The following is a 26,329-nucleotide window of genomic DNA, read 5'->3' as shown; positions in this document are numbered from 1 at the left end:
TTTCGGCAGGTCAGGAGGCACTCAGAGTGCCCGGCCAGCTACTTGGGGCTGTTGAGGCGGCTAGGTCATACGTATGATGCCTTCAACCAAGGGGACATGTGGCGGCAGCGCCGCATGTCCGTTCACAGTCAGGAGTGCACTATTGCGATACCTTACTGTCTTCTGTGGTGCATCCCCCGGGCATCGTGACGCTCACCGCGAGGCGGCGGTCTCGCTCGGTGCCTCGCTGGCTGCGGCCGGATACGGCCTCGTCTACGGAGGAGCGTCCACTGGCCTGATGGGCGCAGTGGCGGACGCCGCTCTGGCGGCGGGAGCGCCGGTCGTCGGTGTCATCCCTCGCGGCCTGGTGCAACACGAGATCGCACATCGTGGCCTGACCGGCCTGCACATCGTGGACACGATGCACGAGCGCAAGGCCCTCATGGCGCAGCTCGGCGACGGCTTCGTCGTGATGCCGGGAGGATTCGGCACCCTGGAGGAGACCTTCGAGATCCTCACATGGACCCAGTTGGGCCTCCACGAAAAGCCGTGTGCGTTGCTGAACGTCGCCGGGTACTGGACCCCGTTGCTGCTTTTCCTGCGCCACGCGGCCGAGGAAGGCTTCGTTCACCGGCGCTTCCTGGACAACATCGCCGTGTGCGATGCCCCAGACGAGGCCCTGCGGCGCCTGACCGCGTACCGGCCGCTGCCGCACCTGTTCGCTCCGGTGAGCGTCGAAGCATGATCTCTCCGGACAGCGGCCGGCGGATCCGTCTGGCCGTCTTCGACCTGGACGGCACCTTGTTGCCGCGCACGACCGCCTGCCAGCAGATAGCCACCGCCGCCGGTGATCTGCTCACCATCGAGAACCTCGAGCGCGACTACCGGGCCGGGTTCATCGACAGCACCACCTTCGCCGAACGCGCACTGCGGTCCTGGTCCCACGCCGGCGAGAGCCTCTACCAACGGGCCTTCGCGGCTGCACCCAAGATCGGCGGCGTGGAGCAGGCCCTGGTCCGCCTCCGGGCGCACGAGGTCGTGACCTGCTTGGTGACCATGGCGCCGCGGCAGTTCGCCGAGTGCTTTCCCGGGTTCGATCACGCGTACGGATCGATCTACCCGACCCGGATCCTCAACCCCGAGGACAAGCCGTCCGTCGTCCGTAAACTGCAGACGAAGCTGGGCATCGACACCGACGCGATCATCGCGTTCGGCGACTCCGACTCCGACCTCCCGCTGTTCGGCTATCTGCACCACACCGTGGCGGTGAACAGCACGCCGAATCTCGCCGCCGTCGCCGCCCACCGCTACGACGGAGTCGACATCAACCAGGCGCTCGACCTGGTGTGGCCCCGTGCCGAGGCGGTACGGCGATGACCGGCTCGATCATCGTGGCGACGTGCCGAGCCTTCGCCGAAGACTTCCCCGGGCAGCGGGACCACATCGCCGACTCCCTGTCCAGGCGCGGCATTGGGGTGGACGTCCACCACTGCGTCGATGGACGATTCCCCGACGGGGAACTGCGCGTCGACCTTCCCGAGCCTGGCCGCGGACGGCCGGTCCTGATCGCGCAGTCGCTCACCGGCCCCGGCCAGGACCCCGACGCCGCCCTTATGGCGCTGCTGGCCACCGCACGGGCCTACCAGGACCACGGTGCAGGGCCGGTGTGCGGATTCGTCCCCCATCTCGCCTATGCCCGGCACGACCGGCTCATCCCGAGCCAGCGCCGTCCCCTGTTCGTGCGCCTGCTGGCCGACCTGGCCAATGCCGCCGGCCTGGGCCATCTGATCGCCATCGCGTCCGGTGCCGAGGAGCGGCTGCGTGCCCTGTTCCACAGCCCCAAACTGTCCCTGATCTCGGCCCTGCCCTTGCACCGTCACCTGTTGGAGCGGCTGGGCACACCCGCGACGTGTCTGGTGGCCCCCGACAAAGGCGCGTATTCCCACGTCCGCCAGCTCGGCGAGGCCCTCGGACTGCCCACTGTCGCACTCGCGAAGGATCGTCTCGGGCCCGACCAGGTGCGCGCGATAGTGCCACGAACGGCAACCGTGCCCGCCGGCGGACACGCTGTGGTCGTCGACGACCTGGTCACCAGCGCGGGAACGCTGGAGGCCACGGTTGCGGCCCTACGGTCGCGTGCACCCGCGCTGCGGATATCGGCCGTCGCGACGCACCTGCGCCCGACCGCCACGGGTCTTCGCCGCCTCGACCAGCTGTTCCAGTCCGGCGCGTTGGCGGGCCTGCACGTCACCGACTCCGCCGGGCACCGCACGGGCGCGCGAGGGCTCACCGTGGTCGGCGCCCTTCCAGTCGTCGCGGACCACGTCGCCGCCGCATTCATGACCGAATCCTCTCGTTTAAGGACAGCCCATGCAAGCAATCTCTGAACCGGTGCTCATACCGCCCGGTGCCGCCACTCCAGCGCTGTCACTGTCGGTGGTCTGCGTCGACCAGACCCGGCTGGGCGAACACATCGACGCCCTGTCCGGCATGGGGCTCTCCCGTCTGCATATCGACATCACCGAGCCCGCTTTCGGCGGGGCACTGGGACTTCCGCTGGAGACGCTCGGCGACCTGCGGCGAACCACCCGCCTGCCCATCGACGTCCACGTGATGCTGACCGACCCCGACCCGCTTCTGCCCGAGATAGCCGACCGGGGCGCGGACGCCATCTGCGTCCACCAGCGCACCATGACCGGCGCGGTGATCCGCGCCCTGCGTGCCGTCGCCCGGCGGGGCGTCCGCGTGGGGCTCGCCCTCGACCCGGGACAGCACGTCGACGACGAGACCGTCGTCGCCCTCGAACCGGACTACCTCACCGTCATGAGTGTGGTCCCCGGCGGCGCGGGCAGACCGTTTCGCCGGGACGCCCTCGGGACCCTGCGCCAGGCCGCCCGGTTGCGCGCCGCCGGCGCCGTCGACCGCGTCGAGGCCGACGGAGCCGTCGGCCCGGTCACCGCGCCCGAGCTGGTACGGGCCGGAGCAGATCAGCTCGTGCTCGGCAGCACCGTTTTCCCGGACCGGGTGCCCAATCGTGCCCGTCTCGCCGAACTCAGACAAGCCCTCACGAACGCCTCGCACCATCCGACCCGGCAAGGAGCCTCATCGTGAACACCCACCGCATCACAATCGGCGGCCTCGCGCGTGACCTTCCGATCGTGCCCGTCGACCCGGAAATCGCGATAGCGTTCCTCAAGCTCTACGGAGACCTTCCCCTGGTCGACGCGGCCACGGACGAACTCGCCGCGCTTCTTGACCCGTCGACGGAGGTCATCGTGGGCCCGGAGACGGGGGGCATTCTGCTGGCCCACAAGCTGGCGGAGAAGACCGGACGGCCGTACGCCGTCGTCCGCAAGAAGGTCCGTCCCAACATGACCTCACCGCTCACGGTCCCGGTCCAAACGATCGGCACCGCGACCGCGCAACAGCTCGTGCTCGGCGACGACGATGCCGCCGTCATCAGGGGCCGGGCCGTGGCGGTCGTTGACGAGGTGGTCAGCAGCGGGGGCACACTCGTCGCGCTCGGAAGGCTCATGCACGAGGCGGGTGCCCACGTCGTGCAGACCTTGGCGGTCGCGACGGAGGGCGACCGTCGGCTGGACGTAGTCGCGCTCTGCCACCTTCCGGTCTTTCCGCGCGCCGGCGCCGCCGCGCGGCCGTGACGTCGGTGCGCCCCCACGCTCGCATCGCGACCCTCTGCTTCGTGCAGGTTCTCGTCGCACTCGAGTATTCGATCGTCAACGTCACTCTGCCGGACCTGGCGGCACGCATGCAGGTCGGCGGCGTGGATCTGCAATGGGTGCTCTCCGGCTATGCGGTGGCGCTCGGCGCGGGCCTGCTCGCGGGGGGCCGGCTGGCCGACTCCGCCGGGCTGCGCCGCGTACTGCTGGTCGGTCTGGCGGGCTTCGCCGTCACCTCCTTCGCGGCGGCGGTCGTACCGACGTTCTGGATGCTGGTGGCCTGCCGTGTCGGTCAGGGCGCGTTCGCGGCGCTGGCCACGCCCGCCGCGCTGGCGGCCGTGACGACGTTGTTCACCGGCCGGGCCAGGATCCGGGCGCTGAGCTGGTGGGGCGCGGGCGCGTCGCTGGGCTTCGCGATGGGTGCGGTCCTCGGCGGCGTGCTGAACGCGGCGGCCGGCTGGCGTGCGGTCTTTGTCGCCTGCGCGGCTCTCTCGGTAACCGCACTGGTCCTCGTCGTGCGGGTCATTCCCCCCATACCGGCGTCGCTGACGAAGCCACCGGATTGGATCGGCGCCGCCCAGATCGGCGTCGTGGCCGCGTCTGTCGTCGCCACCTGCACCAGCCTGGCGCGGGTCGGCACCCGGCCCCTACCGGTGCTGCTGTGGTTCTGTGCCGCGACGGCGATCGCCGCGAGCGTGCTGGTGCGGCGCCGCCGAGGGACGTTCACCCTCGTTCCTGCGGGGTTCCTCGGCCGCCGGGCCATCCTCGTAGCGAACCTGGCCGGTGCGGGAGCCGCGGCCGCGGGCGGGAGCATGGTCTATTTCGTCACCGCCTTCACCCAGTCCGCTCTGGGCTGGTCACCGACGGCGTCCGGACTCCTTCTGCTGCCCGACGCTGCGGCCGCGGCGGCCGGGGCGCAGACTGCGGGCGCGCTGACCGCGCGATGGGGCGCTGCCCGCACCACCTATCTGGGCATGGCAACCATCGCCGCGGGGATGCTCACGCTGGCCGGCCCCCCCGTCGGCGGGGGCGCGATCCTGTGGCTCGTGCCCGGAACGTGCCTTGTCGGCTATGGGCTCGTCCTCGTTGGCGTCGTCGCCAGTATCCAGGCGAGCAGCACACTCGGTGCCGACGAGCACGGGCTCTCCGGTGGCTTGCTGGTCACCACGCAGCAGTTCGGTGTCGCCCTCGGCCTGGCCTTGCTGAGCCTCGCCGGTCAGAGTGTGACCGGAGCCGACAGCTACCGGGTGGCGCTGATGGCCGGGGCAGCGCTGGCCGGTGGTGTGTGCGCCATGCTCCTGTCGATTCGCGAGCGCAAGCCGCCTGAGCACTCGGATCCGGCCACTGTGGCACGTGACCGGCACGTGGGAGCGGATGCTTCGTGATTTCAGCGGCGCCGGAACACACCGATCGGACATCAGACGCGGCTGCATCCGGCGCGTGCGGTCCGCCTTCGAGAATCTGTGCTACCTCGCCGGCGGCCGTCGAATTCAGGACGATTTCCATCGTGTCGCTCTCGGATGATGCCGATCCAGGTGATCCGACGTTGACGAGGAAGGAGATATACCCAGGACCGCGCACATTTAGTTGATCTCCGTTAGCTTGGTGAGTGGGACGGGTGACCGCGAGGGCTGGCCGGGGGATGGTGAACAAGCGCGGGCTTCGTAAGCAGACGATAAAGATTCCTGCGCCAGTCGTCGTCTGCGAAAAAAGGCCGCTTGTGTCAGTCTGCCAACGCTGCGTTCGAGGCGCGGTGACTACTTCGCCAACCTGCACCCGATCTGCCCCCACCTGCGAGCTCCGGCCTTCCAGCAGCCCTTACCGCCCTGGCCTGCGCATACTCTCCTGCCAGGCGACATAGAAAGCGGTCGACTGAAGCCCGAAGCGGCTGAGCACTCCACTGTGAACCAGGACGGCGCACCGCCCCTGAGCTGGGAAAACGAGATGCCACAGCTAACTTGATCTTTAACCTCCTGAGGTTCCGTGGGTACCCCGCACGATCACGGAAACAGCCCTTGGTCGATGATCTTCTTGTCTAGGGAAGAGCATCAATAGCCAGGGGCTGTTCTGGTGATCAGTGCGCATGACTGTGGTCCGGCTGATGCCGTCGGGGACCTGGGCAGTTTCCGGCGGGTGTTCTACGGCTGCTTGACTGCTCGGGCTGACGCGTGGTTCGACCTGGCCGATGCGGTGTTGTGCGCCGACGGGCCGGTCCGGTCGTTGGTGGAGTGGTCGCTGGTGGGTGAGCACCGTCGGGGTCACGGGGCGTTGTATGACGCCCTCGCTTGCGGGACGTTGGACATCGACCGGTTGCGCATCGCTCTCGCGGCGGTGCCGTTGCCGCGGGCGGCCGATGGCCGTCTCGTCTTGGCGGTGGACATCACGTGTTGGCTGCGGCCGGACGCGCACACCTCGCCGCAGCGGATCCTGTGTCACACCTACGGACGCGGCAAGGATCAGAGCATCATGATCCCGGGCTGGCCGTATTCGATGGTCGTGGCCCTGGAGTCGGGCCGTAGTTCATGGACGGCACCGTTGGACGCGGTGCGGCTGGCGCCGGGTGATGACGCGGCCGCAGTCACCGCTGGGCAGCTGCGAGACGTCGTGGGGCGTCTGGTCGCGGCCGGGCAGTGGCAGGCCGGGGACCTGGAGATCTTGGTCGTGGCTGACGCCGGCTACGACGAGCCCCGACTGGCGTTCCTCCTGGCTGATCTGCCCGTGCAGGTTCTCGCGCGGATGCGCTCGGATCGGGTGCTGCGTCGGGCAGTGCCGCCCCGGCGGTCGGGAACGGTCGGTCGTCCATCCCGCCACGGCGGCGAGTTCGTCTTTGGCGATCCCGCCACCTGGGGTGAGCCGGACGCGGCCACTGTCGCCGACATCCGTCTCTACGGCACGGCGTGGGCCCGCGCCTGGGACCGGTTGCACCCTCGGTTGACCCACCGGTCCGCCTGGACCGCTGCGGCGACAGTGCTGCCGGTCATCGAGGGAACCGTCATCCGTCTGGAGGTCGACCATCTGCCCAGCGGCGCGACCCCGAAGCTGGTCTGGCTTTGGTGGTCCGGCGTCGACGCCACCACCGCCGACGTCGACCGGCCGTGGCAGACGTTCCTGCGCCGCTTCGACATCGAACACACGTTCCGCCTGTTCAAACAGACCCTAGGCTGGACCTGCCCGAAGATCCGCACCCCGCAACCAGCCGACCGATGGACCTGGATGATCCTCGCCGCCTCGCGTCGCTGCCGCCGTCCCACCACATGATTCGGGTGCCGTTGCCGTTGCCGTTGCCGTTGGCGTTACCGGCTGCCTTGTCGATGCGGGCCTGCTGGTCGGCGATCAACGCCTCGGCCTGATCGGTCAGCCCGAAGATCGCGGCGATCTTCCGGATCTCGGTGAAGACATCCGAGATCGCAAGCTTCGGCGGCCGGGTCTCCTTCGGGCAGCCGGCGGGGGAGATGTAGGTGCCGACACCGAGCTTCTGCCATTCCGCGCGGTCACCGACGCCCTCGTCACTGAACGCGCTGTTGAATGCGGCGGCGTGCTTCCCGGCTGGGAACGGGACGCAGCACTACTTCGTCGAGCGGTGCCCGCGCCGGATGGAGGAAGAACTGCCCTCGTAGTGCGTGCCCGTTGCGTTGGCCCGTGCGGACCCGTGGCGGATAGCGCGGTCGAAGGCGACCGCCGCCTCCCGCTCCGCCCGGGGCGTTGGCCTTCAGGTCGCCCATAAGCCGTCGTCGTGGAACGGGCACGTTTTAGGTAACGATCGCGGAGAGGCGGTGACGTCACGGCGACTCCGGCGGCCGGTGGTGCAGGTGTAGTAGGCAGGGCAGGGCGCATGTCATGGCCCTTTGAATGGCGGAGACGAAGACGCCGGCCGCGGATCGCGGCCGGCGTCAAGTTCTGTTGGGCGGTGGGGCCGGTAGGCCGGAGTGTTGCGCGGCGATTCGATGTCACCTGGGCCGTCGGCGGCGTGGCCGCTCTGCAACCTTTGCGACGCGGCGGGCAGCCGCCCGAGGCGCCCACGCGACCGCCGCCGACGTCCAGGGCTGGCCGGAGGTTGCTCGGCCGGGTGGCGGTCGACCGCCGACCTGCGATGAGTGGTAGGTGACGGGGGCAGTTAGAGAAAACTCTTAGCACGAATGCGGGCTGCCGTGTCCACTCAAGTGTCCATCCCAAATCCAGCCATATGCCATAACGCGCGGATTTTGCACGAAGGTCCAGGTGTTTCCGGAACTGTTCGTCACGTAGCAGTAATAGATCAGGGTTGCCCCTTTGTATATGATGGCGGAAGCGTGGCATCCCTCGTTTGGGCCGATCCGCAATGGCGCTTTTTCGCTGATCACGGAACCATTGGTAGGTGTATCGAGATTCGGAGTTGGGTTTTGGCAAGCGAGTGGGGTGGCTTCGAATGTGGTCGTTGCCGCGCTGGCTGGCGAGGTGCCAACAGTGAGCGGAACCAATAGAGTCGCTAGGCCGGCAATAAATCGTCGCATGCGCGGCAACCTCCTCGTGAGTGAAGAAATTGGCAGGTCTGCCAGTAGTTTCCGAGCCGAGAACAGGTGCGCGGCGGGGTACGCGTCGACGAACAACACGATGCCGCCAGCAATTTCCGAAGGAGCCGGGTACTCGCCGCGCGGTGGCGACTGTCGCGGTGGTGACCGGTTGCCGAATGGACCTCTACGGGATCAAGCGCCGAGCCCACCAGCACACTCCGCAGCAACGTACCCTAGGCGCCCCTTGTAGTTGACTGCTTGCCACCAGTTGTCGGCCGGGTCTGTGCTTGTGCATCGGTAAGACCCTCCGGTCTCCCCTCCGCAGCGGTCCCAGACGGGCAACCGCGTACCCGTGTACTTGACGATGAGGGTGGCAGTGGCGGACTTCGAGGTGCGAACGTTGTAGTACCCGAACCGATCCGAGACGTAGAGGTAGCACGCCACCCACGGGCGTGAGGATTCTACGGCGGCCGCCGTGGGTGCGGCACCTTGGCTGGCACTGGCCGTAGCGGGGGATAGGAGGGCGAGACCGCCCGCAGGGATGGCGTTGCTTGCTGCCCGTGCGGCGTCGGGGCCGGCAATCGCGGGTGCGGCCGACGTGATCGCCAGGCCTCCCACGAGGACCAGGCCCGCCAGAGCTGCCGAGGCTCTCTGCTTGATGGAGACGTTCATCCCTTTGCCTTCCTCCCGTGATGGCGGCCTGCTGGACGGAGGTTGTCCTGCTCGACCGCATCGATCTGGGGGCAAGTCTGAACTGCGGTTGGTGAGGCGGAACAGGGTGTGAGCTGTGCGGAACAGTTTCGCTCACGCCGCCTCGACGGCTGCCTGCTGCCGGGAGGGGGCGGAGTGATGGCAGTCATAACAAGTTTCAAGGCCGGAGATCTGAAAACATGGATGTTTAGCTGTCTGAATGCTGGTAGTTCCAACTGAATCGAAGCGCCTAGGAAGTGAGGGAGTGGCCCGTGTTGCGATCACCGGAACCCGATCCATCCATGAACGCCGGAGAGTTCGTTGGGGCCCTGAGGGCTCTACGCCTGTGGTCGGGGCTGTCGTACCGGGAGTTGGCCGCGAAGGCGCAGGCATTAGGAGGATCGCTCCCGCCGAGCACGATCACCTCGATGCTTGGCCGTAACACCTTGCCACGCGCCCCACTGATCGCGACGTTCGTCCTGGCCTGTGGCCTCGATCAGGACACCGCTGACCGGTGGACCGCGGTGCGCAACAGCATCGCCGTGGGATCCGAGCACCCGGTATGGAGATCGCCCGAGCAACTGGAACCACCGTCCGACAGCGGGACCGAGCAGACGCCAGCGAATCCCCAGGTGACGAGACGCCGCCAGTTGCGACCAATGGTGCTGGGCTTGGCCGCTTTCGGGCTAGTGATCAGCGTCGCGGCCTCTGTGCTGTTCAAACCGACTGGCAGCCAACATGAAGGTGCCGTCGCTGAGCCTCAGTTGCCGTCTGGGTTGCTGGCTGAGGGCTGGTTCCTCATCCAGCCTGCCCATATTCCTGACCACGGCTTCTGCATTGGCGAGGGCCGTGAGCGCAACCGTCGTACCGATCGGCCTCTCGCCGTCCAACGCTCCTGTGCCGCGATCGTTCCGGCCACGTACCTCGCTGCAACGAGCATCGGAGGGGTTTACGAGATCCGGTGGCACCATCCAGTGGAAGGCGTCGGGTGCCTCACGGTCGACGAGGCGCTCACCGAGGACGAAACGCTGGTAGCGCCTACTGAGTGCACCGGGGCAGCGCACCAGCGATACCAGCTGGAGCCAACCAAGACACCGTCGTCGACCGGATACCGGATTCGACCAACCCACAGTGGGCTCTGCCTGGGCATTCTGGGCGGGCTGGCGGATGTAGACAACGGAGCCGAGGTCGCTCAAACAGCATGTACCGGGGCCCTGGACCAAGTGTTCCTATTGCAGCCGACAACCCGTTCCCGCCTGCACCCCGGACAACCTGGCAGGAGAGAACCGCATGAGTGACCCAGGCCCAGGAGGGTCGGCGGCGGGTGTCTGAAGTGACCCCCTGAGACCGGACCACCTCATCCAGGATGACCCGCAACTCGGCGGGTCTACGTTGTGGCACGCGGCCACCGCACGATCTTCGGTTGTCCTCACAAACCATGGATGATCAATGCGGTGGCCGTCTTCATGCCCGCGCCACGCCCAACGCCGAGGCCAGGTGACGTTAGAGTACTACTGCACGGAGACGTCTCGGTCATGATCGACACCGCGCTGGTCGAGCCGGACTTCTGCAACTTCGAGGAGCTTGGAGCCCCAGCAGCCGGTCAAGCCGATCAGCGTTACGGCTGGTTGGGCGGCAAGCAACGGTCCGCCGAGGCATTCGGCGGCGCAATCCTTATGGGTGTCCGCCTCTACAGCCCATCACTCGGCAGATTCCTGCGAGTGGACCCGGTGCCGACGGTGGTTGCAATCCATATGACTACGTCTGCGCCGATCCGGTAAACGAGACCGACATCTCTGGGAAATGTGGTCCCTGCGTTATCGCACCCTCTTGGTGGACATCATCGTTGTCGTAATCATCCTTGCACCTGTCTATGACGTCGGTCGTTGTGTCATCAGCGGCTGTGGGATCGCTCCGGCCGCCCGGCGCATCCCTGGCCCAGCATCGAGGCGCCGAGTCTCAAACGGTTCCGCCTGTCGAAGTGCATCGTCTACCAGATCTCCTACCTCAAGCGCGGCAGTTGGCGTGCCTGGAAACACGGGATCTCGCGGGTGGGCACGTCGCGGCCGTCCGGTCAGATCAGTCGATGCCAGACCAGCATGAAGGCGAGGTGCCGCTACGTGGTCAAGAACCGGGTCACCGGCTGGTCCAACGCCCGGTCTCTTGGGAGCCGGTTGCATCACGACGTGCTACCTGCGACACGGACACTGCCCACCGTGTCAGTACCCCAGCTGCCTATGAGCGGACAGGTGGGACCCGAGCGGGCCGGACCACGACGATGAGATAGCGGCCAACGCCGTGCCGCTCTTGCCCACATACGGCTGGCAGGAGCGGCATGGCCCTTCTGGTCTTGACTAGGCTGCAGAGCATCAGCATGCGAAGGAGCGCCGGTGATCTCTAAAAAGTTCTGGTCGTACATCGACGTGCTCGGTGGTGCGGTGACTCCGGAGGGATGCGGACGCCTGGCCGAGTCGCTAGCGTCAGCGGGAGCGGCGGATGTGCGGCAGTTCGCCGACGATCTCGTGGAAGCGGTGCGCGCCTTCGCTCCCCGTCACCAGTCGCAAGCGGTCTGGGACGTGTCGGAGCCGGCCACCGCGCCGGCGCTTCTCATGTCCGACGATGTCTTCCTCTACGCCAGGCTCGCCGTTGTCGCCGCCGGTCAGGGAACATGGCAGGCGGTCCTGGCCGACCCCGCCGCGATGTCGGGCCGCTGGCGGGTCGCGGACGCCGAAGGACTGTTGGACGTGGTGCCGGCGGCGTATCGGCGCGCCACCGGGCTGGACTGGGACGACGATCTCGTCTTCGACAGGCCACTTGACGGCGACAGCGCCCGAGCCGAGGCCGACGGCGATCACAAGTGGTGGAACTGGTATATGTGTGGGCACATGTATGACGTCAAAGCCGAACGCGTCGAATTCGATGCTGCGTCATATGCGCTGGAAGCGGTAATCGACGGGAATCCCGCCTGGCGGTCATGGTGGGACGCCTCCGGCGTACCAGATTTGGAAACGTTTCCGTTCTATACATGGGAAGCTGTCCCGAAACCGCGTCTGAGTAAGGGCCGGAAGAAGGTGCGAGTCCGCTTCGGATTCGAAGCGGCGGTCCTGCACGCTACACCCGTTCAGGATCTGCCACGCCTCGCGGCCGAGCATCAATGGGCGATGCTCGGGTACGTGCAGTCGAGGCTCGGGCTGCCGGAAATGCCGCCCCTGCCCAGCCCGTAGGAAACGTAGTTGATGACGCGCTGTGCGATGCTTTCTGGCGGGCTCAGCGCCAGAACGGTCCGGCAAGGCACGGCATGGCGTCGTTACTTCGCTCCACGAGGGCTCACTTTCGGCACCAAGCCTTGCAAGAGCGAAACAGGAGTCACCGCACCATCATCGCTAGTCGGCGCGATTGGGCAGTCCCGGGCGGATTGCGACCGTGAATTTGGAGATCATAACCGCACGGGCCGCCTGCGGAGCAGGTGCCCGTGCGCCAGCACGTACCAATTCACGCCCCACGGTTGAACAACACCTTCAGCAAATCTTGGCCTCCGCGCGTCGACGCGGAGGCGCCGACTGGTGGCCAATGTGTCGCGCCACTGGCGCTCCTCTCGATTCCAGCCGCCGCTCACCAGCCCCGCCGAGGAGTAGTCCGCCGCGAGCAGGAACTCCTCAACCAGCAGGCCCTCCGGCTCGCCGGCGCCGTCGTGAGTTACGTAGTAGTGCAGAGCAGGTGAGCTGTCGGCCGCCTGCCGCGCAACAAAAAGTCTTCGTCACCCGTGAATTTCCCGCCACGACGGCGCACGGCCACGGCACGGCTCGCCGGAGGCCCCAGGCTGGAGCCAGTGAACTCGCGAGCGTCGGGGCGGGCTGATCCGGGAGCCCGGCGTCGGACCAGGCGCTGCGGGCCCGAGTAACGCCCGTGGGCCGGGCAGCGGCGGCGGCGTTCTACTGGGATCTTTGCGACGCCGACCTGCCGGATGAGCCTGAGCTCCGGGCGTGCTTCGGTGACCTTCCCGCGCAGGCGGCGTCTGCCGTGCGGCTGAGCGGTCCCGAGGCCAGGCGTGGATTTCGAGAGACGCGCGTCTATCGGATTCTCTTCGCCGATGAGTTGATCCAGGACGCCCTTGCTGCACTGAGCGAGGAGTGGCAGATGCCAACCCGCACGATGTCCGGCGCGAAGCGGACCGTGCTGACCACCGCCCGCACCGGCTACGACCCGATGGGTCGGCCGACCTCCAGCAGCGTGGGCAAGAGCGCCGACAGCGGCCCGGTCGGCTGGTGGAAACTCGACGAAACCAGCTACAACGACAACGCTGGCTTCCTCGGATTACGCCCGTTCATCAGCTACGACTCGTCCCCGTCGCACAACGACATGGAGTCCTCGCCTCCGACGTGACCACCAGTGGCGGCGCGGCGACGTTCACCACCGCGGGGAAGATGCAGACCCCGAACAAGGTGCTGGACACGACGGCCTCCTACTCGGTGTCAGCCTGGGTCAAAGCCGGGAGCCTGACCGCCACGCAGACCGCCCTCGGTCAAGGCGGCACCAACAACGCCGCGTTCTCCCTGCAATACAACAGCAGCCTCGCGAAGTGGGCGTTCAGCGCCCCAGCCACGGACACGGCCTCGCCGTCAACGACCTACTCGGCGACCTCGACGACCAGTGTCACCGCGAACACCTGGGTGCACATGGTGGCCGTGTTCGACGCCGCGACCAAGCGGATGTCGCTCTACGTCAACAACGTCGCCGGCACGTCGGTCACCAATCCCACCCCGCTGGCCTCCACATCCGGCCTCCCCATCGGCGGCAACACCTGGAAAACCGGCGGCAGTACCTTCGTCGGCTCCGTCGACAACGTGCAGGCCTACCAGCGGGCACTGTCCGCAGCCGACGTGTAGGCCCTCTACAACAGCGGCAACGGCCGGGCCGCCGCGGCGCTATGGGCCAACGAGATGACCACCGTCAACACGGTCGACAAGCGCGGACTCACCACCGCCGTAAAAGACCCCCGCGACAACATCACCAACTACGACTACGACGAAGCCGACCAGCCCGTCCAGACAACAGCCCCCACCGTCTCCACCGAGTCCTACGGCGCGGAGAAAGTCGACGCCCGCCCGGTGAACCGGATCGGCTACAACACCTTCGGCGAACAGGTCGAGGTGCAGGACCCACTCGGCAACGTCACCCAGCAGCGGGTCGACGCCCTGGGCCGCCCTCACCAGATGATCATGCCGGACTACGCCCCGCCGGGCGGCGGCGCGCCGATCGTGGGCGCCCGCACCATCACGACCTACGACAAGCTGGGCCAGGTCACGGCCAGCACCGATCCGCTGAACAAGACCACCACCTTCGAATACGACAAGTTCGGCAATACCACGAAGGCGACCGGACCCACCGGCCGATCCGCGACGGCGCTCTACGACAAGGTCGGTGACCTCCTCGAGTCCGTCGACGCCACCGGAGCGAAGACCACCGCCACCTACGACATGCTGGGTCGCACCCTGACCAGCAGCGAGGTCGTGCGTCAGCCCACGCCAGCCACCAACACCACCACTTACGCCTACGGCACCGCCGCGTACGGCACCGGACCGTGGCTGCAAAAAATCACCACCCCCGAAGGGGGCGCCACCTCCTACGGCTACAACTCCGTCGGCGAGACGATCAGCGTCACCGACGGCGCGAACAACACCACCCTGCTGGACAACGACGGCCTCGGCCGAGTTATCAAAACCACGAACCCGGATCTCACCAAGCAGCTCGTCACCTACGACGCTGCCGGCCGGCAGACCCAGGTGCAGCAGCTCGACCCCGTCAATGCGGTGCTGACCACCCAGTCGGCTGCCTACGACGACAACGGCAACCTGACCTCGACCACCGATGCCCGCACCACGACCACCACGTACACCTACGACGCGATGGGCCGCGTGACCGGCGAGACCCAGCCAATCACCGCCACCACGTCGATACAGACATGGTTCGGCTACGACGCGGCCAGCAACCGCACCCGGTTCACCAACGGTCGCGCCATCGACTTCTGGACCACCTACAACTCCTGGGGCAAACCGGAATCTCAGATCGAGCCCACCACCCCCGCGTACCCGAACCTGGCCGACCGCACCTTCAGCCTCGTCTACGACGCTGCGGGACGGGTGACCGACCAACTGGCACCCGGTGCGGTGCGGATCCACAACGACTACGACGACCTGGGCCGCTTAACCGGCCAAACCGGCAACGGCGCCGAAGCGAGCACCGCCAACCGCAGCTTCGGCTACGACGACGCCGGCCGCATCACCTCCCTGTCGGTCCCCTCAGGCACCAACACCATCACCTACGACGACCGGGGACTGCCGCTGTCCATCAGCGGCCCACAGGACAACACCTCCTACGCCTACAACCGCGACGGCAACCTCAGCTCCCGAACCGACGCCGCCGGCACCACCACCTTCGACTACGACATCGCCGGCCGCTTCCGCACCGCCGCGAACACGAAGACCGGCATCAACCTGACGGTCGGCTACAACACGATGTCCCAGGTCGCCACCCTCAGCTACAACTCCGGCAACGTGCGGACCCTCGGCTACGACCACCTGCACCGCCTCAAGACCGACATGCTGAAGAACGCCGCGGGCAGCAGCACCCTGGCCTCCATCACCTACGGCTACGACAACAACAGCAACGAGACCTCGAAGGTGACCACCGGCTTCGCCGGATCCGGCTCCAACACCTACACCTACGACCTGGCCGACCGGCTCGCCACCTGGAACAACGGCAGCACCACCGCCGGCTACACCTACGACGGCGCGGGCAACCGCACGCAGGCCGATTCAACCACCTTCACCTATGACGCCCGAAACCAGTTAAGCACCGCCAGCGGCGGCGTGACATACACCTACACCGCCCGAGGCACCCTGAAACAGACCTCATCCCCGACCGGGGCGCTCACCACCGTCGCGGACGCCTACGGACAGGTCCTGTCCCAACAAGCGGCCACCGGAACCAGCACCTACTCCTACGACGCCCTCGGCAGGGCCATCCAGACTGGCTTCCGCTACAGCGGCCTCGGCAACGACCTCGCCCAAGACGCGGGCAGCACCTACACCCGAGGCCCCAACGGCGAACTACTCGGCGCCGGCGCCACCGACGGCACGAACTCGGTCTACACCTGGACCGACCAACACGACGACGTCGTAGGACAGTTCACCGCTACCGCCACCACCTTGAACGGGTCACGAACCTACGACCCACTCGGCACCGTCACCGACACCTCCGGGCTGCTCGGCAACCTCGGCTACCAGTCCGAATGGACCGACACCACCACTGGCCGAGTCAACATGCTCGCCCGCTGGTACAACCCTGCCACCGGACAGTTCGACACCCGCGACACCGCCTCCAACGACCCCACTCCCGACTCCATCACCGCCAACCGCTTCCAGTACGGCGACGGCAACCCACTCACCACCACCGACCCCACCGGCCACTGGGGCTGGCCGAAATGGAAGTCGGTCGTGAACGTGGTGACCCACCCGGTCGCCGCCGCCCAGTCAGTCGTCAACTACAGCTACAACAAGGCCGCCAGCACCTACCGCGCCGCTGTCGACACCTACCACTACGTCGCCTCCGGCAAGGCTTGGAAGGACGCCAAGAAGGGTGCGAAGAAATTCACCAAGGATCTCAGAAAGGGCGCCGACTTCGCCTGGAAGACGACCAAGCGCTGGGTCAAGAAAAAGACACAAAAGGTCGTCGATGGCTACCATGCGACGAAGAACTGCCTGAAAAAGGGCACCTCTAAGTGCGCTAGAGAGGCCGCCAGCAAGGTCGTCAAACACGCGGCCAACAGCGTCAAGTCTACTGTCGCCGCAATCAAGAAAGATCCGTGGAAATTCGTGGCCACCGCCGCGGTCGCCATCGCCGCCACCGTCGCGGTCGGCGCACCCTGCGCCACCGGCGTCGGCTGTCTCATCCTGGCCGGGGCAGTCGCCGGAGCCATGTCCTCCGGCGCTGGCTACATGGTCGACGTCGCCCGCGGCGACGAGAAATTCTCCTGGAGGGGCCTCGCCGGCACCATGATCGACGGCGGCCTCGACGGCGCGCTCTCCGGCGGCATGAGCAAGTTCACCGGCGGCGCCACCAAGCTGCTCGGCGGCGCGGCCAGCCGCACCCCTGGCCTCGGTTCCAAGCTGCCCTCGCTCGGGCGCGGCAAGAACCTCCACGGCGCAGACGAACCCAACCCCGCCGCCCGGCCCCGATCCCGCGCCGACGAACGGGACCTGTCAACCGCCGGATGCCAAAAGCGGCACAGCTTCGACCCGGACACCCGAGTCCTCATGGCCGACGGATCCACTAAGGCCATCAAGGACATCACCCTCGGGGACAAGGTCACAGCGACCGACCCCAAAGCCGGCCGAACGGCAGCCGAGCCCGTCACCGCCCTGCACCACAACCGGGACAATGACCTGACCACCATCACTGTCAAGGACAACGACTCCGGCAAGACGACGACGCTCAAGACCACGCAGCACCACCCGTTCTGGGATGCCACCGAGGGCGCCTGGGTCGACGCGGCGAAACTGCCCGTCGGCCACCAACTGCTCGTACACGACGACAAGAAGCTGGAGGGCGACGGCACCGGCGCCGGCATGGGCGGCGGCGGGCCCGGAAAGCACCTCACCGTCACCGCGGTCATCAACGACGCCGGCGACGAGGAAATGCGCGACCTCACGGTCGCCGACATCCACACGTACTTTGTGCTCGCCGGCACCAGTCCGGTCCTCGTGCACAACTGTGGCGGTCCAACTGAGATCGATGCCAAGCTCGCGCGGGGTCGTGCTGGAGAACTTCAGGGTCTCCGCGATGATTACCCGAACGCGGCTAACCACGGCACGACTTCGGTAATGGGCGTCTACAACAAGGCCACCAAAAGATGGACCAACCACATCGCCGTTAACGGCGACGGCGCAATGCCAAGTGGGTGGACCCTCCGCTCGGGCGAGAAGTTCGTGCAGGGAGCGGGGCACGCAGAGGAGACGATCCTCAACAACCTCGGACCAGATGACGTTGTAGGATTCGGTGGCACGTCCCGAAACATCTGCCGGGATACTTGCTACCCGATGCTCAATGGGAACGGCATGAGATTCGGCGGTGCAGGGTACTACGGCGGGCGAGCGGATAAGACTCCGTTCTCGTTGTTCTGGCAGGAGGGCTGGTAGGCCATGGAGAGTGTCAGGCTGACGGGGGCACTGGGCTACAGTGTGGGTGACCTGCTCCTGATCTCATCAGAAGCCACGGATGTGCGCGTCGTAGGGACCACTCCTCAGCGTGTACTTATAGCCTGGCCGTGGCGGGAAGTTGATCCAGACTCGACTAACTCGTGGGATGGCACGGTTGGCTTCTCTCGTGACCCTGACGCCTATGACTGGTGCAATACGCCATGGAGGCTGGAGCCAGATCCTTCGGAATTGGATAGAGGTGCGTCGTGTTTCGTCGGTATTCCCCCGACGGAGGTGCGAGTCGTTGGGATAGAAAAATTCGACCCCCCGGCCGATTTTGGATTCCTTCCTCGACCCGACTACGTACTTGAGGTATGCCCGGTTGACATGCTGGACGACGAAGAGGCTGGCTATACCCTCTACTTGAACGGCGAGGAGCCAATCGAGATCGAGGTCATCGAAAGTGCGAAAAAATTGAAATAGGGCATGTCCAGGCCGATGGGCGGCCGGACTCGACTACACCGACAGCGTTATGCTTAGAGCGTGTCTCAGGTGGCGGTCGGCTGACCTTGGTGGTAGATCACTTCTACTGTGGACGACCGGTTGATCTCTGAGTGGGCGCCTGACGAGTTGTGGGAGCTGCTTTGCTGCCCGAATGCGGCCGATCGGACGGGAAAGTCGTGCCCGCATTCCCGCCGCAGCCGTCACAAGAGCAGTTGCTGGCCGAGAACGTCACTCTGCGGGCATCTATGGATCCCACCCCAGGGCGCCAACCTGCGCCAGCATCCGTTCGTTGACGGCACTGGGCTGGTTGCCCTCGTTTACCCCCCAAAAAAACCTCCTCGGAGCTGACTACGAGTGACAAGCGGCGATAGATGTAGGGCAGCATTTGTGCAGGTTAACGCCAAAATGTGATCAGCGATGGATTGCTCGGCAGGGTGACGGTTGGTAACCGTGTGTCGCAGGCTCGAATCCTGCCGGCGGCCCCTCAATGCGCAGCCGAAATGCCATCTGGGCTCGCAATACACGCGTCGCTCAATTAGAGCAGGTGTGCAGCTGTGGGTCACCGGAGGCCGCCGTTTGTCGCAGGTCGCGGAACAGGCGCGGAGTGATCTTGAAGCCACCTGCCCAGGTCGGCCGACATGACCTGGCCAAGATCCGGAACGGCGACCCTCATGCGGGCCACGCCATTCCGGTCAGAGCCTGAGTGATCGACCCGGGCATCGACGGTGGCCTCGGCACCGTCGATGCACTTGTCATGGACCTTCAGCAATATGTCCACGGAGTCGCCTCTATCAGCACTCGGCCGAGTGTCAAGTCGGCGCCCGCGCGAGAGCGCCTCGAGGTCAGCCGTGCGGGCGTGCCTCACTGCTCGACGGCGCCTGCAGCCACGGGTCGTCTTGCCCGCCCGAAATGTGCTGGACGTACCCAGGACCGCGGATGAAGTAGTCGACGAATCCGGCAACGTCCTCAGCCAACTCGGCGAAACTGGCAAGCTCGGTTCGGCGTACCAGACGATATTCAGCTCGGATAACCACCACATCTCGCCGGTTGCACGCTCGACGAAGACAGGGTTCTGTAGCATATCCGCGGCGCCGCACCACCGCGCATCACCGCCTGGCAGGTCATCAGCCATCCACGGCGTCTGGCGTGCAGATGCTGCGGACCGCAGCCGGATGTCGCCGGTACGTCTGCATGCAGCTCCGTCGGCGAGGCGGAGGAGCTCGGCGTAACCGGGGGCGATATCGTCGAGTGGCTCGTCTAGCGAGACCGGCGGTGGCAGCTCCTCCGGCCGTACGGCTGTGCAAGCTTCCCCAGAACCGCGGCGAGCTGACGGACGGGGTCGGTCAGGGGCATAGCCCTCATCCTCTATCCACCGGTCCGGCGGGCGCCGGCAGCGGTTATGACGCCAAGGGTGCAGACTGCTCTTCCGGCCAAGGACAGTCGCAGCGGCCGGCGGAGGAAGGAGTGTCCTCGGGCGGGAACAGGTTCTCGACGTTCCATGTCATGACGATCAGGTCGTTGGCCACCGTCGCTCCCGGAATTGCAGGTGTCGTGCCAGCCTGAGAGTCGCACTTTAGGACGTCGGATCGTCGCTGATCGCCGGTTTGCCGCCATCTCGACAGACGGGGCTCGGCGGCGGGGCAGTGGACCGGCGGGTTCACCCGGGGCGGTGGTGTGGACAGGCAACGGCGGTGATCAGTGTTCGTGGGAGCCTTCCCGACTCTTCACAGTGGTGACCGTCGATCGACATGATGGGGCGAGATGGTCGCTGTCCATGACTGATGCCCGAGGAGGCCCTTATGCGAATCACCCGACGGCTCACACGTCTGCGTTAGCGCGGCGTGCCCTGACCGGCGCGGCGGCCGTGATGGTCGCCAGCGCTGGCCTGGTCGCCGTCGACGCCTCGGTGGCTTCGGCGACACCTCCCGGTATTCCGTCCAAGGCGAGCGCCCAGTCGCAGCTCAACGCTCTGACGGTCAAGAGCGAGGGGTCGACGAGTGGGTACTCCCGGGATCTGTTCCCGCACTGGATCACCATCAGCGGTGCCTGCAACACCCGCGAGACGGTCCTCAAGCGCGACGGCACGTCCGTGGTCACCGACAGCAGCTGCGCGTCGACCTCGGGCCGCTGGTACAGCCCGTACGACGGCGCAACATGGTCCGCCGCCTCCGACGTCGACATCGACCACGTCGTACCCCTGGCCGAGGCGTGGCGTTCAGGCGCCAGCGGCGGACCACCAGCCGGCGGCAGAGTTTCGCCAACGACCTGACCCGCCCGCAGTTGATCGCGGTGACTGACAACGTGAATCAGTCCCAGGGTGACCAGGACCCGTCGGCGCGGCAGCCGTCGTTGTCGTCGTACCGGTGCACTTACAGCAAGATGTGGATCACTGTGAAGTACAACTGGGGGCTGAGTCTGCAGTCGTCGGAGAAGTCCGCCCTGCAGAGCATGCTGAACACCTGCAGCTCCTAACCTTCTGCACCGGCTCCGGGGCCTGACCGCGCGAACGCCGGCGCGCGGCAACGCCTGAGCCATCCGTCATTGGCCCCGCCGTGCGCCCGCGGACGGCGGGGCCGACGTCCTGGAGGGCGGGTCGCCACACCGGACCCGCCCTCCAGGGCCGAGACGCAATCGGAAGGGGCGTACGTGCCGCCGGCGGGGCGGTCAACCGGGTGGAACGACGGCACCGTCACGGGCCCACAGGGCGCTGCCGTCGGGCCAGACAACGGCCGGCTCGTCGACGCCGTGCAGCAGGCCGTCGCCGGTGACTCGCAGAACGGTGGGGCGCTGCATCATCACGGCCACCCCCGATAGGGGCCACCACGGCCCGGCCGCCAGCGCCACGTCACGGCATCCCTCCCACCCTGGGGTGGGTGCCGTGCCGAGTACCTGCTGGTAGGTGTCGATCGCGGCGAGCACAAGCCAGTCGGGGAAGTGGTTCCAGGCCGGATCGAAGAACCAGTCGCGAGGATTCAGGCAGTAACGGATCACGGCGCGTCCCTCGTCGTTGCGCTTCACGATCGTCTGCTCGTCGCTCCAACACCAGGCGAACCGCATGATGTAGCTGCCGGTGAGGGTACGGTCGACCGCCGCCCAGACCGGGCCCAGCACCTGCTCGTACACCTGCCGCACCGCCTGTAGCACCGGTGTGAGCGCGGACCGCTCGCCCTCGGTGACCGGGTTGCAGAGGTACCGGTGCTCCATCAGGTTGTAGCGGGCCTCGAAGCCGTCGTAGCGTTGCTCGCCGTAGTAGCCGTGCCATTCCATGAAGTCGTGGAAATCGCCGAAGGCGGTGAACCGGTCGTGGTCGCTGGTCTGCTCCCAGATCGGGGCTCGTGCTGCTGCCAGCGCATTGTTGAGGGCGTCGCGGCGGACCGAGGTGACCAGCGACGGGTGCCCGTCGTCGAGGAGCTGCCGCACCTGCTGCAGGGCGGCCGGGGGAGAGGGGCACCACAGGAACCGTGACGGCTCGGGATGCCCGGCGCTGCGGTAGGCGAGGCGGACGGCTGCCTCCGCGCGCGCCTGGTCCGCGGGCTCGCAGGACAACGCCGCCTGCGTCCATCGGTTTGCCACGGCTTGTCCGTGCGCTGAGATCGGATTGGTGGAGTTATGCATGGTGTCCTCCTGACGGATCATCGATGGTGCGGCATGCCGTTGACGATGCCGCTGCAGGTCAAGTGGCCAGACGCCACCAGCAGGTGGCACGGCCGATCGTCAGTCCCGGCGTTCACTGTTGTGACCGTGCCGGGCGCCGTGGCCGGTTGCGGTGAGTGACTCAGGGATGACGTGAATGAGATCTTCATGTTTGACTGACATTCATGCGATCGGGGCAGGCGAGGCTGGCGATCGACTACGGCAGCGCCGACACCACCGCCGTACTGGCATGGCCGGACGGCACCTGGACGCCGCTGCTCTTCGACGGCGAACCCGCCCTGCCCAGCGCCGTCCTCCTCAGCGGGGACGGCACCACCGTGACCGGCCACCACGCCTGGCGGGCCGCGCCGGTCACACCGCACCGGTTCATCCCGCACCCCCGCCAACCCTCCGAGCAGCGCCTCACCGTCGCCGACACCGACGTCGACCCGCTCGACCTGGTCGCCGCGACCCTGCGCCACGTCGCCGAGCAAGCCCACCAGCTCGCCGGGCCCGGCATCGACGACGTGCGGCTCGTCGTCCCGGCAGGCTGGGGCCCGCGACGCCGCACCTGGATGCGCCACGCCGCGCACCGCGCCGGCCTCCCACCACCACAGTTGTTCGACGCGCCGACCGCCGTCGCCGGGCACCTGCTCGCCACCGGCCTGCAGCTGCCCGTCGGCGCCTGCATCGCCGTCTGCGACGTCGGCGCCACCGCCGAAGTCAGCGTCCTACGTCGCGGCCCCGCAGGCTTCGAAGTCCTCGCCACTCTCGCCGACCCGACCGCCGGCGGCACCGCCATCGACGACGCCCTCACCACCACACTCACCACCAGCCCACCCGGCACCGGCGGGCAACGATGGGCCGCGACGGCCAGCCTCCGCGCCGGCAAACACGCCCTGACCGACCATCCGGCCGTCACCGTGCCACTACCCGACGGGCCGGCCGTGGTGCTCCACACCGGCCTGCTCGACCAAGCCGCCCAGCCCGTCCTGCACCGCATCGCCCACCTCACCACCGAAGCGATCACCGCCGCGGAACTCACACCCCGCGACCTCACCGGCGTCTACTGCGTCGGCGGCACCGCCCGCCTGCCCCTGCTGGCGAAGACCCTCACCGACGCCGGCATCACCCCCACCCTGGTCGACCAGCCCACCCTTGCCGCCGCCCGAGGCGCCGCCGACGCAGGCGCCACCAACGCCACCGAACCCACCACGACCGAGGAACCGGTGCCGCCGGTGCGGCGCGCCGCCGCGATCGCCCTACCCGGCTTCGCGTCCCTCGCCCTGGTCTCCCAGTTCCTGCTCACGCCTGAGTGGCGCGGCTCCCTCATGTACCGCGAAGCGATCCTCAACTGGGGCGAGCTGACCATAGCCGCCGTCTTCGCCGTCATCGCCTGCCTCAGCGCCGGCACCGTCCTCGCCTCCACCATCGCCAACCGCACTACCACCCCGACCAGCCCCGGCATCCACACCGGCACCGGCATCCTCGCCGCGGCCTCCCTCGGCGTCGCCGTCAGCGGCATGTACGCCGTCGTCGGCAGCCTCTACGTCGGCTACCCCGTCAACGGCTTCCTGCGCTGGACACTGCTACCCATCACCCCGACCATCACCGCCGCCGCCGTCATGGCCCTCATCGCCGCCCGGCAATGGCGCACCCCCGCGGGCGGATGGTCGAAACTGCTCGCCTTCCCCACCGGATCCGTCATCACCGCCGCCGCCGGCATGTTGCTCATCCAGTACAGCCTGACCGCCGACCGGTGGCCCCACCTGATCCTCTGGATCGACCTCGCCGGCCGGGCCGGAGGCCTGCTCCTGGGCATCGGCACCGTCATGGCCGTCGTGTCCCAGCCGATCCTGCGCCTGATCCTCAGCGCACCCCTCGCCGTCATCACCGCCGCCCTGGTCTCCTGGTCCGCCTCCGGCATCCTCGGCGCCATCTACGCCATCGCCGTGACCACCTGGTGGCTGCGCCAGATGTGGACCCACCTGCTGCGCCCCCACCACCCTCACCGGCCGCCGCAATGACCCCACCAACCGGATGCCACCCGACGCACGTGGGGGAGGAGCTGCGGTGAACGGGGCCCGGCGACTCGCAGGCGCCGTCGTTGTGCTCGCCGTCCTGGCGATACCGCCGTGGCTGCTGACCACCCTCACCCGAGCGCACCTGCCCGGCTGGCCGACCGGCACGCAGCTACGCGACTGGCTCACCGACCCGCTGACCCCGGCAACCCTCGCCACGGGACTCATCGCCGTGGCCTGGCTGCTGTGGCTCGGCGTGGCCTACACCGTCACCGTGACAGCCGCCCGCCGACTGCGCGCCGGCGCCCGATGGGTACGCCACCTGCCGCTACCCACCCCATGGCAGGCTGCCGCCACCAGCATCGCCGGCGCGGCCGCCATCACCACCGCCCACACCCCCACCACCCAGCCGCCGAACCCACCGACACCAGTCACCGCCGACGAACTCCAGCACCCCTCCGCTACGCCCCAGACCGAGCAGGGCGGGGTGGTCGTGCCCGGCGGCTGGCTACCCGACGACACCGCCCACCACATCGCCGCCGCAGCGGCCCTGGTGTGGCTACGCCGCCGTCGCGCCCACCAACCCGGCCAACCCGACACCGACGCCACCGAGCTGACACCACTGCCCGCCACCGTCACCGCCGTCCAAGCAGCCATCGCCGACCAACCACTGCCACCAGCAGCCACCACCGGCGCCATGCCGGCGCCGCTGCCGCCGGCCGGCATACGTCTCGCCGGTGACGGGGCCGACCACGCCGCCCGAGGTCTACTCGTCACCCGGCTCCTCACCGCGCTGCGCGACCCGACCGACACGACCCCGGTGATCGTCACCAGCAACGCCCTTACCAGGCTCCTGCCCAGCGTCGCCGAGACCGTCACCACCATCCCGGGCCTACACGTCGTCGACACCCTCGACCATGCCGCCACCCTGCTACCTGCGTCCAGCACGTCGTCCACAGCCGACCACGGCATACCCAGCCTCGTCTTGACCGCCGGACCCGCGACGGCGGCACCGCTGAACCTCCCGGGCGCCCGAGTCGTCACCCTCGACGCCGCAGTACCAGTACCCACCTGGCGCGTCGACTGCAACGGCCAAACCGTGGACCACCAGACCGGCCAACCACGGCCACGGATGTGTGTCCTCGACAGCACCGCCGCAGCGGATCTACTCGCCGTCCTGGCCCAACCCACCACCGCAGCATCCGACCCCGCCGCGTCCGCACCAGCCCGGCCGATCAACCGTGCACAGGCAAAGATCCCCCGCCAAGCCAACCGAATCTCACCGCCCACACCGCAGCGGCCCACCGAGGCCACAGCGACCGCTGTCCAGCTGCGGGTGCTCGGCCGCCCAGCGTTGCTCATCGACAGCAAAGAGGTCGCCATCCGCCGCAGCGCCGCCCTGCAAATCCTCGTCTTCCTCGCCGTGCACCCCGACGGCGCCACCACCACGCAACTCGTACAAGCCCTCTGGCCCGGCCTACCCGCCCACACCGTCACCGGCCGCCTCTACACCACCCTCAGCGACCTCCGCTCGACCATCCGCGCCACCACCGCCGACCAGGTGGTTGTCCACACCGAGGACCGCTACCACCTCGACCCACGCACCGACGTGGACCTGTGGCGACTGCAAGCCGCCGCCCACCACAGCGCCACCACAGACGTACCTGGCAGCTGGCAGGCCGTGATCGACGCCTACACAGGAGACCTCGCCGCTGGCCACATCTGGCCGTGGATCGACCCACCCCGTGAGGCCACACGCCGCCTAGTGCTCGACGCTTACACCAACGCCGCGGCAGCACAAACCGACCCGCACGAGCGCCTACGGCTGCTGCAAGCGGCGATCCGCATAGACCCCTACAACCAGCAGCTCCACCAGCTCACCGCCGACCAACTGAACGCCCTCCGCGACTCCGCCGCAGCTGCGGACCTTCTCCACACCCACCGGCAACGCCTGCGCCTCGCCGGCATCCTCGAGCGACCCATAAGCACTGCTCGCTAGACCCCGAGGAGGTCTACCGGTTGCGGCGGAAGAGTGGGCACCCAGATCGGGTACCGAACAGGGGTGCTTCGACGCCGTTGCTTCGCGGCGAACCGCGCTCGAGCGCGTTCCTTGATCGCGTGCCTCGATCGGGAAT

General features: G+C 67.4%; 16 protein-coding genes and 2 pseudogenes. 17 read left to right on the top strand and 1 reads right to left on the bottom strand.

Features of this window, described 5'->3' with window-relative positions; all coding sequences use genetic code 11:
• Positions 1–73 precede the first annotated feature (73 nt).
• The 15 genes and pseudogenes from ACN27D_RS02145 (at position 74) to ACN27D_RS02075 (ending at position 21,012) form a co-directional block, all read left to right on the top strand.
• Entirely contained in the window at positions 74–724 is a 651-nt protein-coding gene (locus ACN27D_RS02145) for a TIGR00730 family Rossman fold protein (RefSeq protein ID WP_421498408.1), read from the top strand.
• On the top strand, positions 721–1,356 hold the full coding sequence (locus ACN27D_RS02140; RefSeq protein WP_120569097.1) for an HAD family hydrolase: 636 nt from the start codon (positions 721–723) through the stop codon (positions 1,354–1,356). Before ACN27D_RS02145 ends, ACN27D_RS02140 begins: the two co-directional genes overlap by 4 nt.
• Positions 1,353–2,366, top strand: coding sequence for a ribose-phosphate pyrophosphokinase-like domain-containing protein (locus ACN27D_RS02135; RefSeq protein ID WP_421498407.1), 1,014 nt, complete (start codon positions 1,353–1,355; stop codon positions 2,364–2,366). Before ACN27D_RS02140 ends, ACN27D_RS02135 begins: the two co-directional genes overlap by 4 nt.
• Positions 2,350–3,090, top strand: coding sequence for a ribulose-phosphate 3-epimerase (locus ACN27D_RS02130; protein ID WP_421498406.1), 741 nt, complete (start codon positions 2,350–2,352; stop codon positions 3,088–3,090). The genes ACN27D_RS02135 and ACN27D_RS02130 overlap by 17 nt, the downstream gene beginning before the upstream one ends.
• On the top strand, positions 3,087–3,641 hold the full coding sequence (locus ACN27D_RS02125) for a phosphoribosyltransferase family protein (RefSeq protein ID WP_421498405.1): 555 nt from the start codon (positions 3,087–3,089) through the stop codon (positions 3,639–3,641). The genes ACN27D_RS02130 and ACN27D_RS02125 overlap by 4 nt, the downstream gene beginning before the upstream one ends.
• A gap of 41 nt (positions 3,642–3,682) precedes the next feature.
• Complete coding sequence (locus ACN27D_RS02120) at positions 3,683–5,044, top strand: MFS transporter (protein ID WP_421498404.1); 1,362 nt, start codon at positions 3,683–3,685, stop codon at positions 5,042–5,044.
• A gap of 685 nt (positions 5,045–5,729) precedes the next feature.
• Positions 5,730–6,902: pseudogene (locus ACN27D_RS02115) on the top strand (NF041680 family putative transposase); the annotation flags it as partial.
• Between the two features lie 2,239 nt (positions 6,903–9,141).
• Positions 9,142–10,137 carry an RICIN domain-containing protein gene (locus ACN27D_RS02110; protein ID WP_421498403.1) on the top strand — a complete coding sequence of 332 codons (996 nt, stop codon included), beginning with the start codon at positions 9,142–9,144 and terminating at the stop codon, positions 10,135–10,137.
• Between the two features lie 237 nt (positions 10,138–10,374).
• Positions 10,375–10,620 (top strand): hypothetical protein, encoded by a 246-nt coding sequence (locus ACN27D_RS02105; RefSeq protein ID WP_421498402.1) that lies wholly within the window; start codon positions 10,375–10,377, stop codon positions 10,618–10,620.
• Between the two features lie 609 nt (positions 10,621–11,229).
• Complete coding sequence (locus ACN27D_RS02100; protein ID WP_421498401.1) at positions 11,230–12,063, top strand: DUF4240 domain-containing protein; 834 nt, start codon at positions 11,230–11,232, stop codon at positions 12,061–12,063.
• Positions 12,064–12,745: 682 nt separating this feature from the next.
• Positions 12,746–13,222, top strand: a complete 477-nt coding sequence (locus tag ACN27D_RS02095) for a hypothetical protein (protein WP_421498400.1) — start codon at positions 12,746–12,748, stop codon at positions 13,220–13,222.
• Positions 13,219–13,725, top strand: coding sequence for a LamG domain-containing protein (locus ACN27D_RS02090; protein ID WP_421498399.1), 507 nt, complete (start codon positions 13,219–13,221; stop codon positions 13,723–13,725). The genes ACN27D_RS02095 and ACN27D_RS02090 overlap by 4 nt, the downstream gene beginning before the upstream one ends.
• A gap of 54 nt (positions 13,726–13,779) precedes the next feature.
• Positions 13,780–18,036, top strand: coding sequence for a polymorphic toxin-type HINT domain-containing protein (locus ACN27D_RS02085; protein ID WP_421498398.1), 4,257 nt, complete (start codon positions 13,780–13,782; stop codon positions 18,034–18,036).
• Between the two features lie 3 nt (positions 18,037–18,039).
• The gene (locus ACN27D_RS02080; protein WP_421498397.1) at positions 18,040–18,519 is read left to right on the top strand and encodes a hypothetical protein; all 480 of its coding nucleotides are present in this window, start codon (positions 18,040–18,042) and stop codon (positions 18,517–18,519) included.
• 1,888 nt (positions 18,520–20,407) lie between these two features.
• Positions 20,408–21,012: pseudogene (locus tag ACN27D_RS02075) on the top strand (GmrSD restriction endonuclease domain-containing protein).
• Positions 21,013–21,204: 192 nt separating this feature from the next.
• Here the strand turns inward: ACN27D_RS02075 and ACN27D_RS02070 are convergent.
• Entirely contained in the window at positions 21,205–22,113 is a 909-nt protein-coding gene (locus ACN27D_RS02070) for a DUF6745 domain-containing protein (protein WP_421498396.1), read from the bottom strand.
• Between the two features lie 245 nt (positions 22,114–22,358).
• Between ACN27D_RS02070 and ACN27D_RS02065 the strand changes: the two genes are divergently transcribed.
• Together ACN27D_RS02065 and ACN27D_RS02060 are read left to right on the top strand one after the other, a co-directional pair.
• Positions 22,359–24,200, top strand: a complete 1,842-nt coding sequence (locus ACN27D_RS02065) for an Hsp70 family protein (protein ID WP_421498395.1) — start codon at positions 22,359–22,361, stop codon at positions 24,198–24,200.
• A 46-nt stretch (positions 24,201–24,246) separates the two neighbouring features.
• Entirely contained in the window at positions 24,247–26,193 is a 1,947-nt protein-coding gene (locus ACN27D_RS02060) for an AfsR/SARP family transcriptional regulator (protein WP_421498394.1), read from the top strand.
• Positions 26,194–26,329 lie beyond the last annotated feature (136 nt).

This window comes from Micromonospora sp. WMMD1274, from assembly GCF_049179035.1.
Classification (GTDB): Bacteria; Actinomycetota; Actinomycetes; order Mycobacteriales; family Micromonosporaceae; genus Micromonospora; species Micromonospora tulbaghiae.
This window is presented reverse-complemented; position numbering and strand designations above follow the sequence as displayed.

Bases quoted from the DNA above. Each gene is read 5' to 3' on its own strand.
- ACN27D_RS02145 (WP_421498408.1), top strand. From the start codon at position 74: ATGATGCCTTCAACCAAGGGGACATGTGGCGGCAGCGCCGCATGTCCG.
- ACN27D_RS02110 (WP_421498403.1), top strand. From the start codon at position 9,142: ATGAACGCCGGAGAGTTCGTTGGGGCCCTGAGGGCTCTACGCCTGTGG.
- ACN27D_RS02135 (WP_421498407.1), top strand. From the start codon at position 1,353: ATGACCGGCTCGATCATCGTGGCGACGTGCCGAGCCTTCGCCGAAGAC.
- ACN27D_RS02080 (WP_421498397.1), top strand. From the start codon at position 18,040: ATGGAGAGTGTCAGGCTGACGGGGGCACTGGGCTACAGTGTGGGTGAC.
- ACN27D_RS02130 (WP_421498406.1), top strand. From the start codon at position 2,350: ATGCAAGCAATCTCTGAACCGGTGCTCATACCGCCCGGTGCCGCCACT.
- ACN27D_RS02105 (WP_421498402.1), top strand. From the start codon at position 10,375: ATGATCGACACCGCGCTGGTCGAGCCGGACTTCTGCAACTTCGAGGAG.
- ACN27D_RS02085 (WP_421498398.1), top strand. From the start codon at position 13,780: ATGACCACCGTCAACACGGTCGACAAGCGCGGACTCACCACCGCCGTA.
- ACN27D_RS02140 (WP_120569097.1), top strand. From the start codon at position 721: ATGATCTCTCCGGACAGCGGCCGGCGGATCCGTCTGGCCGTCTTCGAC.
- ACN27D_RS02065 (WP_421498395.1), top strand. From the start codon at position 22,359: ATGCGATCGGGGCAGGCGAGGCTGGCGATCGACTACGGCAGCGCCGAC.